This is a genomic window from Sphingomonas sp. ABOLG (genome assembly GCF_003950435.1).
In the GTDB taxonomy this organism is placed as follows: Bacteria; Pseudomonadota; Alphaproteobacteria; order Sphingomonadales; family Sphingomonadaceae; genus Sphingomonas; species Sphingomonas panaciterrae.
Genome location: NZ_QQWW01000002.1, coordinates 305,397 through 320,835, shown reverse-complemented (window position 1 = coordinate 320,835; position 15,439 = coordinate 305,397). Strand labels below are relative to the sequence as shown.

Sequence of the window (15,439 nt, the reverse complement as noted above, 5' to 3'; positions counted from 1 at the left end):
GGCGCCCGAGCGCCTAATCGGCGCCGCATGACATACGATATTCACGTCATCGGCGGCGGCCTCGCCGGATCCGAGGCTGCCTGGCAGCTCGCAGAGGCGGGTTTTTCCGTTCGGCTGTCCGAAATGCGCGGCAGCGGCGACAACACGCCCGCCCATCATACCGATCACCTCGCCGAACTGGTGTGCTCGAACAGCTTCCGGTCGGACGATGCGACCAGCAACGCCGTGGGGCTGATCCATGAGGAGATGCGCACGCTCGGCTCGGTGATCCTGGCTGAGGGCGATCGGCATCGCGTGCCAGCCGGATCCGCACTGGCGGTTGATCGTGACGGATTCTCGGCGGGCGTCACCGAACGGCTGGCGTCACATCCACGGATCGAGATCGTGCGCGCACGCGTCGACACCTTGCCCGACGGCCCGGCAATCATCGCCACCGGCCCGCTCACGGCAGCAAGCCTTTCGGAGTCGATCGCGAGCGAGACAGGCAAGGACGCCCTCGCCTTCTTCGATGCGATCGCCCCGATCGTGCACCGCGACAGCATCAACATGGATGTTGCCTGGTTCCAGTCGCGCTGGAACAAGGGCGATGGCACCGACTACATCAACTGCCCGCTCGACCGCGAGCAATATGACGCCTTCGTCGCCGCCCTGATCGCCGGCGAGAAGACCGAATATCGCGAGTGGGAGAACGTCCCCTATTTCGAAGGCTGCATGCCGATCGAGGTCATGGCGGAGCGCGGCCCCCAGACGCTGCGCTTCGGCCCGATGAAGGGCGTCGGTCTCGACGATCCGCGCACGGGCCGCTGGCCCTATGCCTGCGTCCAGCTCCGGCAGGACAACGCTGCGGGCACGCTGTGGAACATCGTCGGCTTCCAGACGAAGCTGAAGCACGCCGAACAGGTGCGTCTGTTTCGCACCATTCCCGGCCTCGAAAATGCGGAGTTCGCCCGGCTCGGCGGGCTTCACCGCAACACCTTCCTGCGCTCGCCCGAACTCCTCGATTCGGAACTGCGCCTGAAATCGCGTCCCAACATCCGCTTCGCCGGTCAGATCACCGGCTGCGAAGGATATGTCGAAAGCGCGGCGATCGGGCTGCTCGCCGGCCGCTTTGCTGCGGCCGAGCTTGCCGGCAAGAAGATGCTGCAACCCCCGCCTGAAACCGCGCTTGGCGCGCTTCTCGGCCACATCACCGGCGCCGCGGTGGCAGAGACATATCAGCCGATGAACGTCAACTTCGGCCTATTTCCGCCGATTGAAGGGCGGACCAAGAAGGCCGATCGCAAGCGCATGTACACCGACCGCGCGCGCGCGGCTCTTTCGACATGGCTCGCGGCTTAATCGTCCTCATCGGCATTTCGAGCGGGAGGGCAGGAACACCGCGGCTTGCCCTTCCGCTTCACCGCCGTCGTGGCAAATTCAGCCGCGTCGAGCACGCCAGATCGATCCTTGTCGGCCGCGGTGAATTTTGCCGCAGTCCTGGCGCTCCATTCCTCGAACGACAGGCGCCCGTCACCGTTCGTATCGAGTTTCGCGAAAGCCTTGCGACGTAACGCCAGATATTCGGCGTTGGTGATGCCGCCGTCACGATCCTTGTCATAGCGGCCGAAGCGCTTCTCCTCCCGCGTTCGGGGAGTGGCTTCCGGGACATCGGCCCCGCCGGCTTCAACGGCAGGTGGGGGCGCTGGCGCATTTTGCGGCATCGCCGGCAGGACCGGCTCGGTCCCCGCGCGGCTCGAAAACAGCATCCAGCCTGCCGCCACCATCAGCAGCGCCGCGACGCCCCCTGCAAGATATCGCCACATTTTCCGCCCCCCGTTAACCATGATGCTAGCGGAAGAAGCGACGCCTGCAAGCCTATCGTCCGGTCAGCCGGTGCCAGGCAAGGCGCACCACGCGCGATGGCGAACCTGGCTCTCGTTGTCGATCGAGGTCAGCCGCCGCGACATGCACCAGCGCGCCCAGGAAGCGGCCGGCCGGGCTCCATCTTTGTGTCGCAGCCTGCCTTAGCAACGGCATCGCCAACAGCGCGGCACGATCGGCAAGGTCGCGGTCGGCGGTGGTCTGCGCCAGGTCAGCAAGCGACCAGCCGGAGCCGGCGGCTTCAACGTCATCGGCCGCACCGGCCAGCCGCGCCGCCTCGGCGAAGATAACGCTCCGCTCCGCCGCGAACGCCATAAGCTCGTCCTGGTCGAGCGGGCCCAGCAACCGCTCCCATCCATCTTCCGCGACGGCCAGGCGCTCGCCGTCCGCCCTCGCCGCCGCCAGAGTCTGCAGGATCGGTTGCGATGGCACTGGCGGGTTCTCCAACGCACACAGCGCCTCGCGCCACCACGTCAGCCGCAGTTGCGCAACCATCGGGTCCCGCGTGCCAAGCGTCAGGCGTGCAAGCGTCTGATCCAGCGCGAAAACGGCCGCCACTCCAGGCGCAGTGACCGCCGGCGCGTAGCCAAGTGCGAGCGCGCGTTCGGGATGTCCGCCGGTGGGATCAATCCCGAGGTATTCTGCGGCGTTAACCATATCGTTTGAGCCGGGCTTAGCGGGTTCTCGGGCAAGGCGATTTTCCGCGACACTACTCTCTGATGGGAAGAGAATCGAGTGAGAAGCAAGGGTCTCAGAACGTTCCTGCGACGACTGGCCGACGACAGGCATGGGGCGGCCCTTCCGATCCTCGCCGCATTCACGATCCCGGCAATCGGCGCCATCGGCACGGGCATCGATACGGCCCGTATATACATGGTGCGCAGCCAAATGCAGGCCGGGGTCGACGCTGCCGCGCTGGCCGGCGCGCGCGCCTTTGCGGTGACCGATAAATCCGCAAAGGATCGGACGAAGCAGGTCGAGGCATATTTCTACGGGAACTTCCCACAGGGATATATGCACTCGCAGAGCCTGGTTCTCACACCGACGTTCTCGACGAAGAACAACATCCACGTCACGACGGTAGAGGCCGAAGCCGACTTGCCAATGACGTTCATGCGGGTGCTTGGATTCGACAAGCAACGGATACGAACGGTCGCGCGCGCCGAGCTGCAGCCTCGTCCGTTGGAGGTCATGGTTGTCCTCGACAACACCGGCTCAATGAAGGCGAACCTGCCCCGCGACGCCAATGGCGTCGTCAAGACCCGCATGACAGCAACAAAGGATGCGGCCAAAAGCTTTGTCGACATTCTCTACCAGGGCGCTGGCACCCGTCAGGAACTGGCACTCGGTTTCGTCATGTACGACATCACCGTGAACGTCGGGCATTTGCTCACGAAGTGGCGGTCCTCGTCTGTCAGACAGCTGGCTGGGTTCAACGACTCCGCCACGCAGGCGGGCGGTTCTTGGCCAGGCAATCGGCTTGCATGGAAGGGCTGCGTCCTGGCCGACGACACCGTGCGCAACATGAATGCAACCTATTCACAGCCCGAGCCCGGCGCTTGGGATGTCGTGCGGTCATTGCCCGGTGAAGGGGGGCACCCACCAATCACGCCCTATTTCATTCCGCCATTCTGGGTTCCCCAGACATCCGGCAACTCCGCTTCGTCCGCTGTCATGGCAAACCCAAATAGTGGATTTTACAAAATCTCGAACGTCGAGCCAGGCTACAATTTGTACCAGCTGGATCAAACCTTGGCGAACGGCGGCCTGAACCAGGCAAGCATGGCGAGCTCGCCGTACCGCGAAGCTTTTTATCGCTACTATATCGGGCTGAACGACAGCGCATCGAGCGTCTCCAACGATGTCATCACTCGGGTCGATGGAGGTTTCTACAACCCTCAAACCGACAGCTGGAACTTTGCGACGTCGCGCGGAACGCCGTTCAGGATCAATTATGATCGCATTCCCAACTTTGCGGCATGGAAGGCTGCGACCACATATTCGGTAAACCCGAAGGGTGGCAGTACGAGCAGCGGCTCGCAGAACATGACGGACCCGCCCAGTCCCAACTGGCAATGCCCGGAGGAAGCTGAGCCGATCGCCTACGGCAAGCCAAAGTCATATTGGATCGACAACGTCATTGAGCGGAAGAATGGCGCGATCTACCCGGCCAACGGGACGCTGCACCATGCCGGACTTCTCTGGGGCTATCGCCTGCTTGTCAGAGATGACGTGTTTCCACGTAGCAACCCGACGTCGGAAGAAGCGAAGCGCGCCCTAGTATTCATGACCGACGGCGAAACTGCGCTCGGGGAGAGCCAAAATGGCTACACTGATCGCACATTCACATTTTACGGGAATTACGCCGACAATCCGCTGACGACCACCCAGAATGGTGGCGCTTTCAGAACCCAGTCCGAGCGGCGCTTCTCAAAGACGTGCGCCTCGCTACAGGCTGAGAAAAACCCGCCAAAAGTATATATCATCGCACTGACGACCACGGACACCAATACCTTGGCAATGTTCGAGCGCTGCGCGCCGGGCCGGGTCTATCGGACGTCTGACACCGCATCGCTGAAATCGGCGTTTGACGACGTCGCCACCGAACTCGTTGACTTGCATCTCACGAAATGAAGTCCTTTTCTCACCTGATCAGAGACGTCACCGGCGTCACCGTGGTTGAGTTCGCCCTGATATCGCCGGTGATGTTGGCGATGATCTGCGGAACGATTGAAATCGGCCATACGATGTTCGCTCGCGCGGCCCTTGAAGGAGCAGTCGTCGAAGCAGCGCGAGCGGCGACCGCGTCGATGGAAAGTAGCCAGGACCTGAGAGAAGCCGCCATTCGGGCAAGCATCTCTAACGCAATGAGCGACTTCCCGACCGCTCCTGGCAAGAACATCACCATCGTGACGACGGTGTACAAGGACTTCTCAACATCTACGCCAGAAAACTTCACCGATCAAAATGGAAACGGGGTCTACGACAAGGGCGAAGACTTCATCGACCGGAACGGTAACGGTAAATGGGACCCGGCAATCCCGATCCCGGGTAAGCTCGGCGGTCCCGGCGACGTTGTTTCCTATACGGCCGCATTTCCGAAGTTGCGACTGTTTGGAACGATGACCTCATGGTTCGGCGTCTCACCCGAAGCCACGCTCGTCGCCACCACGATTGTGCGCAACGAGGCTGTTGTAAGGAAAACGCTGTGAAACGCCGATCCCGTGCATCGCTGCCCCAGGATGTTCGCGGTGTGGCGCTGCTCGAGTTTGCGCTTTTCGCCCCATTGCTCCTTGCCATGATCCTCAGCGGCTTCGAGCTTGGCAATTACGCCCTCGCCAATAATCGTGTGCAACGTCTCGCATCGATGACGGCGGACCTGGTGGCCCAGAGCGGAACGGGCGTGGTTGGCGCGACCGAAGCGCAGATCTACGACCTCTTCAGCGCGATTGATCTGACCGCGCAGCCATTCAACCTTCGTCGCCACGGCCGGGTCGTCATCACCGCCGTAAAAGGCACAGACTACGACAACAATGGCATCATCGAAAATCGGATCCTGTGGCAACGATTTGATGGAGATTTCACCAGCGCGTCACCGGTTCTCGGCTGCAACTTGGTCAGCAGCCTCGCAACCTTGCCAAACAGCCGCATGCTTCCGCTCGACGAGATCCTGTTCCATGTTCAAGTTACGTACGAGTATCAGCCGATTTTCAGCATTTACCCGATGAACCTCATGAAGCTCGAACCAAGCTTCACGCGCATGGCCATGTTCCGCGCCCGAAACAAGGACTTCCAGACGCCGACCCCTGATCAGCGCTTTCCCGCAAAGAAAAACTGCAACACCCCCACAGGGTTGTAGCAGCTCCCGTCTCGATCAACGCGAGACGGGAGCTTAGCCGTTACTTGCGATACGTGACCTTCTTCACGCCCTCGACGATCTTGTCGGACGAGATCAGCGCCAGCTTCTCGAGGTTCGCCGCATAAGGCAGCGGCACGTCCTCGTCGCAGACGCGGACGATGGGGGCGTCGAGGTCGTCGAAGCCTTCCTCCATGCAGATCGCGATGATCTCGCTGGCGATCGAGCACGTCGGCCAGCCCTCCTCGGCCACGACCATGCGGTTGGTCTTGGCGAGGCTCTTGAGCACCGTTTCCTTGTCGAGCGGGCGCAGCGTACGAAGATCGATCACTTCCGCATCGATCCCCTCACCGGCCAGCTTCTCCGCCGCTTCGAGCGCGAGGCCGACGCCGATCGAATAGCTGACGATCGTCACGTCCTTGCCCTCGCGCATCACGCGGGCCTTGCCGATCGGCAGCACCCAATCGTCGAGCTTCGGCACCTCGAACGTGCGGCCATAAAGCAGCTCGTTCTCGAGGAACACGACCGGATCCTGGCTACGGATCGCCGCCTTCAGCAGGCCCTTCGCATCCGCCGCATCGTATGGCGCAATCACGATCAGGCCCGGCACGCTGGCATACCATGGCCCATAGTTCTGCGAGTGCTGGGCGCCCACACGGCTCGCCGCGCCGTTTGGCCCGCGGAACACGATCGGGCAGCGCATCTGGCCGCCGGACATGTAGTTCGTCTTCGCGGCAGAGTTCACAATATGGTCGATTGCCTGCATCGCAAAGTTGAACGTCATAAACTCGACGATCGGGCGCAGGCCGCCCATCGCCGCGCCCGTGCCGACGCCGGCAAAGCCATATTCGGTGATCGGCGTGTCAATCACCCGGCGGTCGCCGAACTCGTCGAGCAGCCCCTGCGTCACCTTGTAGGCGCCCTGATATTGCGCGACTTCCTCGCCCATCACGAACACACGCTCGTCGGCGCGCATTTCCTCGGCCATCGCATCGCGCAGCGCCTCGCGAACGGTCACCTTCACCATTTCCGTGCCTTCGGGGATCGCCGGATCGATAACGTCGGCCTTGTGCTTCGCCGCCTCGAACATCTGGCGCGTGCCGGTGTCGACCTTCTCCTGTGCCGGATGCGCCGAATCCTCGACCTTGTCGGCCTTCGTCTCGTCCGCCTTCGCTTCGGGCGCGGCCGTGTCTTCCTTGGTCGCAGCGGGGTCGCTGGTGCCCGCGGGGGCTGCCTCGGCGCCCTCGCCTTCCAGCTGCATGATCACCGTGCCGACCTTCACATTGTCGGTGCCCTCGGCGACCAGGATCTTGGCCACGACGCCTTCATCGACCGCCTCGAACTCCATCGTCGCCTTGTCGGTCTCGATCTCGGCCATGATGTCGCCGGATTTCACCGTGTCGCCTTCCTTGACGAGCCACCTGGCGAGCGTGCCCTCCTCCATGGTGGGGGAGAGTGCCGGCATCTTGATGTCGATCGCCATCTCAATACTTCTCCACCAGCACGTCGGTATACAATTCCTTGGGATCGGGTTCGGGGGTGCTCTCGGCAAAATCGGCGGATTCGTTCACCGTCTTGCGGATCTCGCTCTCGATCGCCTTCAGCTCGTCTTCCTTGACGCCCTGCGCCTCGAGCAGCTTCTTCACATGCTCGATCGGATCGGACTTGTCGCGCACCGCCTGCACTTCCTCGCGGCTGCGATACTTGGCCGGGTCCGACATCGAGTGGCCGCGATAGCGATAGGTCTTCATCTCGAGGATGATCGGCCCCTTGCCGGCGCGCACCCAGGCCAGCGCCTCCTCGGCTGCGCCGCGCGCCGCCAGCACGTCCATGCCGTCGACCTGGATGCCCGGGATGCGGAAGCTCTCGCCGCGGCGATACAGCTGGTCCTCGGCCGACGCGCGGTTGACGCTCGTGCCCATGGCGTATTGATTGTTCTCGATGACGAAGATGACGGGCAGCTTCCACAGCTCCGCCATGTTGAAGCTTTCGTACACCTGCCCCTGGTTCGCCGCGCCGTCGCCGAAATAGGCGAGGCACACGCCCCCGTCATTGTTGTACTTGTGCGCAAAGCCGAGGCCGGTGCCCAGCGACACCTGCGCGCCCACGATGCCGTGCCCGCCGTAGAACTTATGGTCGACGCTGAACATGTGCATCGACCCGCCCTTCCCCTTGGAGATGCCGGCATGACGCCCGGTCAGCTCCGCCATCACGTCCTTGGGGGGGATACCGCACAGCAGCATGTGGCCGTGGTCGCGGTAGCCAGTGATGACGCTGTCTTTCTCCGACAGCGCGGATTGCAGGCCGACCGCAACGGCTTCCTGGCCGATGTACAGGTGGCAGAAACCGCCGATCAGGCCCAGGCCATAGAGCTGGCCGGCCTTTTCTTCGAAGCGGCGGATGAGCAGCATGTCCTTGTAGAATTGCAGCAGCTCGTCCTTGGACGCCTCATAGGGCTGCGGCTCGTCGGGACGCTCGCGGTTGGATACGGGGGGTTCGGCGCTCTTCGCGCGGGCTGTTTTTGCCACGGGGCTGGACCTCGAGGTTCCTAGGGGAAAGGGAGAACGGGGCCTATAAGCCTCAACGGGGCGCAGGCGCAACGTCGTGAAATCCCGTTGTGCCGATCGGAGGGCCGACTTAAGTCCATCGCCACATGTCAGCTGCCGCTCACCCGCTCCGCATTCCGAACTATCGCAGCTACTGGCTGGCTCGTTTGGCCAGTACCATCGCACAATCGGCGCTCGCGATCGTTCTCGGCTGGCAGGTATACAGTATTGCCCGCGAAACGATGGATATCCGGGAGGCCGCATTTCTTCTCGGGATGATCGGCCTAGCGCAGTTTGTTCCCCTGTTCCTGCTGACCCCTGTGGTGGGGCTGATCGCGGACAGCATCGATCGGCGCTGGATCGTGCGCGGGACGACAACGTTGCTGGCGGGCAACGTTCTGCTTCTTGGTTTTGCCACATGGGAAGGCTGGATCAGCCTCCCCGTTCTCTTCGGCGCCGCCGTGTTGGTCGGGGTTGCGCGTGCCTTTGCCGGCCCCGCCTATGGCGCGCTGGCGCCCAACCTCGTTCCGCGCGAATCCCTGCCGAGCGCGATCGCGCTGGGATCGATCGCGATGCAGGTCGGCTTCATCGCCGGGCCCAGCGTCGGCGGCTTCCTGTTCGCGATCGGGCCGTTGACCGCTTATGCCGGCATGGCGGCGATGTTCCTCCTGGCGCTCGTCATGCTGCTGACGATCCGCCCCGTGCCGCAGCCGCCGGCGCAGAAGGATCGCCGGCCGTTCGCTAGGATCGTCGACGGCTTCGCCTATGTGAAGCGCAACCGGCTGGTGCAGGCGGCGATCACGCTTGATCTGTTCGCCGTGCTGCTCGCCGGCGCAACTGCGCTGCTGCCCATCTATGCCCACGATATCCTTCATGTCGGGCCGACCGGCCTTGGGCTGCTCGCGGCTGGCATGGGGATCGGCGCGTCGGCGACCGGCATCTTCCTGTCGTTCCGACCGATGAAGAACGATGTCGGACGCAAGATGCTGATCGCGGTCATGATATTCGGTGTCGCGATCGTCACCTTCGGCATCTCGACCAACTTCCTGCTCAGCCTCAGCGCCCTGATCGTCGCCGGCAGCGCGGACATGGTGTCGATGTACGTGCGCGGATCGCTGATCCAGTTGCACACGCCTGACGAGATGCGCGGCCGGGTCAGCGCGGTCAGCCAGCTGACCATTTCGGCCTCCAATGAACTGGGGGAGGCAGAAAGCGGCCTCATGGCGGCGCTGCTCGGCCCCGTTGGGGCAGTGGTCGTCGGCGGGGTTGGCGCGATGGCCGTCACGCTGCTGTGGTCGCGATTGTTTCCGGAACTGAAGCAGGCCAAGACCTTTGATCCGCCCGAGACACCACTTTCGGTAATACCGCCCGAAACACAGCACGGAGTAGCTCAGCCATGAAGGCGAACACGATCCTCGAGACGATCGGCAACACGCCGCACATCCGCGTGCAGCGCCTGTTCCCCGGATCAGAAGTCTGGATCAAGTCGGAACGGTCGAACCCGGGCGGCTCGATCAAGGACCGCATCGCGCTGGCCATGATCGAAGCGGCGGAGGCCAGCGGCGATCTGCAGCCCGGCGGCACGATCATCGAGCCGACCAGCGGCAACACCGGCATTGGCCTTGCCATGGTGGCCGCGGTGAAGGGCTACAAGCTGGTGCTGGTCATGCCGGAGAGCATGTCGCTCGAACGCCGCCGCCTGATGCTTGCCTATGGCGCGACCTTTGACCTGACCCCACGTGAAAAGGGCATGAAGGGCGCCATCGAGCGCGCACTGGAACTGGTGGAAACGACGCCCGGCGCCTGGATGCCGCAGCAGTTCGAAAATCCGGCCAATATCGACATCCACGTTCGCACCACGGCGCAGGAGATCATCAACGATTTTCGTGACACGCCGCTCGATGCGGTCATCACCGGTGTCGGCACCGGTGGCCATATCACCGGCGTCGCCGAAACGCTGAAGAAGGAATGGCCCAACCTGAAGGTGTTCGCGGTCGAGCCGGCCGCCTCCCCGGTCATCGGCGGCGGCCAGCCCGGCCCGCACCCGATCCAGGGTATCGGCGCCGGCTTCATCCCGGCGAACCTGCATACCCAGGCCCTCGACGGCGTGATCGAGGTGGACGCCAATGTCGCCAAGGACATGGCCCGCCGCGCGGCCCGCGAAGAAGGGATGCTGGTCGGTATCTCGTCCGGCGCGACGCTGGCCGCGATCCTGCAGAAGCTGCCCGACCTGCCCGACAATGCGCGGGTTTTGGGCTTCAACTATGACACGGGTGAGCGCTATCTCTCCGTGCCCGACTTCCTGCCGGAAGCCTGATGAGGGGGGCCGTGCCGGGCGTTTCGTCTTGGCACGGCCACCATCGTCCTGATCGCGCGACTGTCCTCGCCCCAATCCGTCGTGACGGCTAGCGATCGACCTGTGTCAGCATTACGCCCCCTGCACCTCATTCTCGCGGTCATCGCGATCGCCGCAATCGCTTTGCCGATCATCGTCGTGCGCCTGGCGCCCCCGATACCCGAACGAGCGTTCGAGGCTCCGCCGACGGCGCGACGGATCGTGACCACGCCCAAGGTGCCGCCACCGCCGGTCGAGCCGGTCGAATATGCCTCGATCGATCCCGATGACGCGCGCGCGGTGAATGCCGCCATCCCCTTTGTGAAGGGCCCGGTCCCGGCCGCCCGCCCGTTCCGCTTCGTCGGCGGCACGGAGGATTTCGCCCGCGCGACCGACTGTCTTGCGGCGGCGGCCTATTACGAGGCCGGCGATGACCCGCCCGGGCAGAAGGCGGTGGCGCAGGTCGTGCTCAACCGGCTGCGCCACCCGGCTTTCCCCAAGACGGTGTGCGGCGTCGTCTTTCAGGGCGCCGAGCGCGCGACCGGCTGCCAGTTCACCTTTACCTGCGACGGCGCCCTCGGCCGGACACCCTCACCCGCCGCGTGGCAGCGCGCGCGCGACGTCGCCACCCGCGCGCTGCGCGGCAGCGTGTACAAGCCGGTTGGCTGGGCAACGCATTACCATACCGACTGGGTGGTACCCTATTGGAGCTCCAGCCTGGACAAGATCGCCGAGCTTCACACGCATCTGTTCTTCCGCTGGACGGGCTGGTGGGGCACCGGCCCCGCCTTCAACCGCGGGCAGCAGCCCGGCGAGGCGCCGATCGCGAAGCTCGCCGCGGTATCGGACATCCACCGCATCGGTGCCAACGGGCCGGCAAGCGCCGCCGCACTCGCCGCGGCTCCCTACAAGGGCACGACACCCGCGCCGCTCGGCAGCGATAACGAGGTGTTCCTGACACGGCTCAATCCCGCGCAGGCAGCCAGCTATCCCGCGATGGCGATGGAGGCGTGCGGCGCGCGCGCGCGGTGCCGCTTCATGGGCTGGACCACCGCCGCTGCCGCCGCGACGAGCCTGCCGCTGACCAACGATCAGATGCATGCCATGTCGTTCAGCTACATCCGCGATCGCGACAGCAATCTCGAACGCTTTCTGTGGAATTGCGACGAATTCAGGAACCGCGGATCCTGCATGAAGCGCATGATGCTCCGCGCCGTGCCGGTTCCGAAAATCGATGTCCCCGCAAAGGGACCGGAGCCGCTCGAGGGCGTCCGCCGGAAATCAAGCGCGGAGCCGGCAGCGCCGACGCTCGGCAACGCGGCCGGCGTGGAATAAGAAACGGCCCCGCCGCGACCTGCGCGACGGGGCCGATCGTCACTTACGCCGCGCGGAACATCTCGGGCGGCAGCGCCATCAGCGCCTCGGCGCCGCCCTCGATCTGGCGACGGTAGGAGCCCGCCTCCGGCAGCACGCGCTCGGCGAAGAAGCGTGCCGTCACCAGCTTCGCGTCGAGGAAGGCGGCGTCGCCCTGGCCGGCTTCCTTCAGCGCCGCAGCAGCCACCGCCATGCGCAGCCACATCAGGCCGACCGACACGACACCCAGCAGGTGCATGTAGGGCACCGCGCCCGCGCCGATGTTGTTCGGGTTGGAGATGTTCCCCATGAACCACATGGTCGCGGCCTGAAGCTCACCAAGCGCCTTTTCGAGCCGGGTGGCGAAATCGGCCGCCGGCCCACCCTTCGCCGCGGCACATTCCTCGGCCACGATCTTGAAGAACAACTGGATCGCACGGCCACCGTTCATCGCCAGCTTGCGACCGACGAGGTCCATCGCCTGAACGCCGTTGGTGCCTTCGTAGATCATCGCGATCCGCGCATCACGGACGTACTGCTCCATCCCCCATTCCTGGATGTAGCCGTGGCCGCCATAGACTTGCTGCGCGTCAGTCGCGATGGCATAGCCCTTGTCGGTGCCGACGCCCTTGATCACCGGGGTCAGCAGCCCGATGAGGTCAGCCGCCTCCTGCCGCGCGGCCTCATCCTCGGCGCTGTGCTCCAGATCGACCTGAAGCGCGCCCCACAGGCACAATGCCCGCAGGCCTTCGAGCCACGCCTTGCCGTTCATCAGCATCCGGCGAACGTCCGGGTGGACGAACAACGTGTCCGCCTTCTCATCAGGCTCGGCCGCGCCGGTCAGCGCGCGACCCTGGCGACGATCCTCGGCATATTGCACCGCATTCTGGTAGGCCGTCTCGCCGACCGCCAGGCCCTGAAGGCCAACGCCCAGCCGCGCTGCGTTCATCATGATGAACATCGCGGCAAGGCCCTTCATCTCCTCGCCGACCAGCCAGCCGGTCGCACCGTCATAGTTCAGCACGCAGGTCGCGTTGCCGTGGATGCCCATCTTGTGCTCGATCGAGCCGCAGGAGACCGCATTGCGCTCACCCAGCGAGCCGTCGTCGTTCACCAGCACCTTGGGCACCACGAACAGGCTGATGCCCTTCGAGCTGTCGGGCGCACCCGGCGTCTTGGCGAGAACGAGGTGGATGATGTTCTCGGTCAGGTCATGCTCGCCGGCCGAGATGAAGATCTTGGTGCCGGTGATCTTGTACGAACCGTCAGCCTGCGGCTCGGCGCGGGTGCGGATGAGGCCGAGATCAGTGCCGCACTGCGGCTCCGTCAGGTTCATGGTGCCTCCCCATTCGCCGGACACCATCTTGGGCAGGTACTTCTCCTGCTGCTCGGGCGAGCCCTTTGCCACCAGCGCCGCAATCGCGCCATGCGCCAGGCCCGGGTACATGGCGAACGCCATGTTGGAGGAGATCATATATTCCTGAAACGCGGTCGAGATGACGTGCGGCATCCCCTGTCCGCCGAACGCCTCTGGCGCGGACAGCGTGCCCCAGCCGGATTCGACGAACTGCTTGTACGCTTCCTTGAAGCCGGCCGGCGTCGTGACCGAACCGTCCTCATGCCGGGTGCAGCCTTCCTGATCGCCCGACTGGTTCAGGGGGAACAGCACTTCCGCGACGAAGCGGCCGCCCTCCTCCAGCACGGCATCCACCGTGTCGGGCGTGGCATTGGCAAAGCCCGGCACATTGGCGTGGCGCGACAGACCCACGACGTGTTCGAGAACGAAGCGGGTGTCGCGCACCGGCGGAGTATATTGCGGCATGAGGATCAGTCCTTCTGATCGGGTGTTTCAAGGAGGGAGACGAACTCGTCGAGCTCGGCAATGGCATCGTCGATGTCGCGCTTCTGCGCCGTCAGCGCCTCGATCCGGGCACGACAACGCTCGATGGTGACGTTGCGCTGCGTGTTGCGGCCGTCGCCGATGTCGTAAAGGTCGATCATCTCGCGGATCTCGGCCAGGCTGAAGCCCACCCGCTTGCCGCGCAGGATCCAGGCGAGCCGCGCCCGGTCACGATGCGAATAAATCCGCGCCGTGCCCCGGCGTTCGGGCGCGATCAGGCCCTCATCCTCGTAGAAGCGCAACGCGCGCGGCGTCACGCCGAACTCGGAGGCGAGATCCGTGATGCTGAGGTGCGTCCGATCCCCGCGGGGCGGGAGCGAACCGAAAAGGCCAGCGACCGACATGCCGCCGATCTATCTTCCGCTTACGTGAACGTCAATCGCATAGAGGGTTTCCGTCCGCGCCACGCATCGCGCGCGCTTCTGCCTCTGCAACGCTCAGCCGCGCAGTGTTGACCGCTGACAGGCTCGCCCGCCCGGTACATGATTGATTGCAGGCCGCCGGCGCCTCTGCTGGAAAGACGATCCGCTCCCCGTCGAACCGCGCATCGAGGCGGCAGCCGCCCCCGAAGTCGACCCGCAGCACCCCGTTCTCGCGGGCCACACCGCGTGCGACGCAATGCTGCCGATCGCCATAATCGACGCTGACGCCAATGCTATATTCACCGTCCCTGGGCACGACGCAGACGCGATCCGTGGCCGAGGCGAATGCCCCGACGGGGTTGAGCGCGGCAGGATCGGACACGATCCCGCGTGCGATCGCCGTCGCCTCCAGCGCGGTTCCGGCGTCGTCAGACCGTTCGCGCGTTCCCGCTTGCTGCCCGCAGCCGGCGACCAGCGCCGCGCCTGCCAGTGCCGCCGCCGCGCGTCGGATCACTCGACCCGTTCCAGCCCGTCCGGCCCGATCCGGCGATAGAAGCACGACCGCGCGCCGGTGTGGCACGCCGGGCCAACCGGCTCGGCGATTATCCAGATCGCATCCTGGTCGCAGTCGATGCGCATCTCGCGAACGTTGAGGAAATTCCCCGACGTCTCGCCCTTCACCCACAAGGCCTGGCGGCTGCGCGACCAGAAGGTGGCCCTGCCGGTCGCGCGCGTGGCGGCGAGCGCATCGGCGTTCATGTGCGCGACCATCAACACCTCTCCCCTGCCCGCGGCAGTCACCACTGCCGTCACCAGCCCGGCGGCGTCATATCGGGGATCAAGCGTCAGGCCATTTTCGCGCGGATCAGTCATGACCGCGGCTGTAGCGCAGCCCGGCCGCCTTCTTCCAGCCCGCCCTTATCCGCCGCGATCCGGGCTATTTGTGGTTCCGCACCGCGTTGACCAGCTCGCTCTTGTTCATCTTGGATCGCCCCTCGATCCCGATCTTCTGCGCTTCGGCGTACAAATCCTCCTTGGAACGATCCTCCAGCCGGTCGCTGCGATGATCGAGCGAGCCGTTGGCGCGCGCATTGGCGATCCGCGCCGCCTTTTCCTTCGATTCGCCTTGCCGACGCAGATCCTCGTACAATTTGTCGTCCTTGATCTGCGATCCGTGGTTCTTGGCCATGGTGATTTCTCCTTGCGTCCGCTCACCGGCAGAAACCG

16 protein-coding genes are annotated in these 15,439 nt (G+C 64.4%); 7 read left to right on the top strand and 9 right to left on the bottom strand.

Annotation, left to right across the window (positions count from 1 at the left end; translation table 11 throughout):
• The first annotated feature begins 27 nt into the window (after positions 1–27).
• Positions 28–1,338, top strand: coding sequence for a methylenetetrahydrofolate--tRNA-(uracil(54)-C(5))-methyltransferase (FADH(2)-oxidizing) TrmFO (gene trmFO, locus CA236_RS03490; RefSeq protein ID WP_046410310.1), 1,311 nt, complete (start codon positions 28–30; stop codon positions 1,336–1,338).
• Here trmFO and CA236_RS03485 read toward each other — a convergent pair.
• Positions 1,335–1,763: an EF-hand domain-containing protein gene (locus tag CA236_RS03485; RefSeq protein WP_346962760.1), complete on the bottom strand. Its 429-nt coding sequence runs from the start codon at positions 1,761–1,763 to the stop codon at positions 1,335–1,337. The genes trmFO and CA236_RS03485 overlap by 4 nt on opposite strands.
• 91 nt (positions 1,764–1,854) lie before the next feature.
• Positions 1,855–2,517 (bottom strand): hypothetical protein, encoded by a 663-nt coding sequence (locus CA236_RS03480; protein WP_125944535.1) that lies wholly within the window; start codon positions 2,515–2,517, stop codon positions 1,855–1,857.
• A 78-nt stretch (positions 2,518–2,595) separates the two neighbouring features.
• Between CA236_RS03480 and CA236_RS03475 the strand changes: the two genes are divergently transcribed.
• Genes CA236_RS03475 through CA236_RS03465 form a run of 3 tightly spaced genes read left to right on the top strand, consistent with a single transcriptional unit; the run spans position 2,596 to position 5,719 of the window.
• Positions 2,596–4,494 carry a pilus assembly protein TadG-related protein gene (locus CA236_RS03475; RefSeq protein ID WP_046410305.1) on the top strand — a complete coding sequence of 633 codons (1,899 nt, stop codon included), beginning with the start codon at positions 2,596–2,598 and terminating at the stop codon, positions 4,492–4,494.
• Positions 4,491–5,072 carry a TadE family protein gene (locus CA236_RS03470; RefSeq protein ID WP_046410303.1) on the top strand — a complete coding sequence of 194 codons (582 nt, stop codon included), beginning with the start codon at positions 4,491–4,493 and terminating at the stop codon, positions 5,070–5,072. Before CA236_RS03475 ends, CA236_RS03470 begins: the two co-directional genes overlap by 4 nt.
• Positions 5,073–5,113: 41 nt before the next feature.
• The gene (locus CA236_RS03465; RefSeq protein ID WP_241212501.1) at positions 5,114–5,719 is read left to right on the top strand and encodes a TadE family protein; all 606 of its coding nucleotides are present in this window, start codon (positions 5,114–5,116) and stop codon (positions 5,717–5,719) included.
• 40 nt (positions 5,720–5,759) lie between these two features.
• On the opposite strand, the gene CA236_RS03460 is transcribed toward CA236_RS03465, so the two are convergent.
• Positions 5,760–7,199, bottom strand: a complete 1,440-nt coding sequence (locus CA236_RS03460) for a pyruvate dehydrogenase complex E1 component subunit beta (protein ID WP_046410300.1) — start codon at positions 7,197–7,199, stop codon at positions 5,760–5,762.
• Position 7,200: 1 nt separating this feature from the next.
• Positions 7,201–8,244 (bottom strand): pyruvate dehydrogenase (acetyl-transferring) E1 component subunit alpha, encoded by a 1,044-nt coding sequence (gene pdhA, locus CA236_RS03455; protein WP_046410299.1) that lies wholly within the window; start codon positions 8,242–8,244, stop codon positions 7,201–7,203.
• Between the two features lie 125 nt (positions 8,245–8,369).
• Between pdhA and CA236_RS03450 the strand changes: the two genes are divergently transcribed.
• The 3 genes from CA236_RS03450 to CA236_RS03440 all read left to right on the top strand — a co-directional run bounded on the left by CA236_RS03450 (position 8,370) and on the right by CA236_RS03440 (position 11,932).
• A complete protein-coding gene (locus tag CA236_RS03450; RefSeq protein WP_046410297.1) occupies positions 8,370–9,662 on the top strand; it encodes an MFS transporter in 1,293 nt (430 codons plus the stop codon).
• Positions 9,659–10,579, top strand: a complete 921-nt coding sequence (gene cysK / locus CA236_RS03445) for a cysteine synthase A (protein WP_046410294.1) — start codon at positions 9,659–9,661, stop codon at positions 10,577–10,579. Before CA236_RS03450 ends, cysK begins: the two co-directional genes overlap by 4 nt.
• 102 nt (positions 10,580–10,681) lie before the next feature.
• Entirely contained in the window at positions 10,682–11,932 is a 1,251-nt protein-coding gene (locus CA236_RS03440) for a cell wall hydrolase (RefSeq protein ID WP_125944533.1), read from the top strand.
• A 43-nt stretch (positions 11,933–11,975) separates the two neighbouring features.
• Here the strand turns inward: CA236_RS03440 and CA236_RS03435 are convergent, their stop codons facing one another.
• From CA236_RS03435 to CA236_RS03415, 5 genes are all read right to left on the bottom strand, one after another.
• Complete coding sequence (locus CA236_RS03435) at positions 11,976–13,772, bottom strand: acyl-CoA dehydrogenase C-terminal domain-containing protein (protein ID WP_046410292.1); 1,797 nt, start codon at positions 13,770–13,772, stop codon at positions 11,976–11,978.
• Between the two features lie 5 nt (positions 13,773–13,777).
• Positions 13,778–14,194 (bottom strand): MerR family DNA-binding transcriptional regulator, encoded by a 417-nt coding sequence (locus tag CA236_RS03430; protein WP_125944532.1) that lies wholly within the window; start codon positions 14,192–14,194, stop codon positions 13,778–13,780.
• Between the two features lie 31 nt (positions 14,195–14,225).
• Positions 14,226–14,726 carry a hypothetical protein gene (locus tag CA236_RS03425; RefSeq protein WP_052742577.1) on the bottom strand — a complete coding sequence of 167 codons (501 nt, stop codon included), beginning with the start codon at positions 14,724–14,726 and terminating at the stop codon, positions 14,226–14,228.
• Complete coding sequence (gene hisI / locus CA236_RS03420; protein ID WP_046410289.1) at positions 14,723–15,085, bottom strand: phosphoribosyl-AMP cyclohydrolase; 363 nt, start codon at positions 15,083–15,085, stop codon at positions 14,723–14,725. The genes CA236_RS03425 and hisI overlap by 4 nt, the downstream gene beginning before the upstream one ends.
• 64 nt (positions 15,086–15,149) lie before the next feature.
• Positions 15,150–15,401 carry a Rho termination factor N-terminal domain-containing protein gene (locus CA236_RS03415; RefSeq protein ID WP_125944531.1) on the bottom strand — a complete coding sequence of 84 codons (252 nt, stop codon included), beginning with the start codon at positions 15,399–15,401 and terminating at the stop codon, positions 15,150–15,152.
• Between the last annotated feature and the right edge of the window lie 38 nt (positions 15,402–15,439).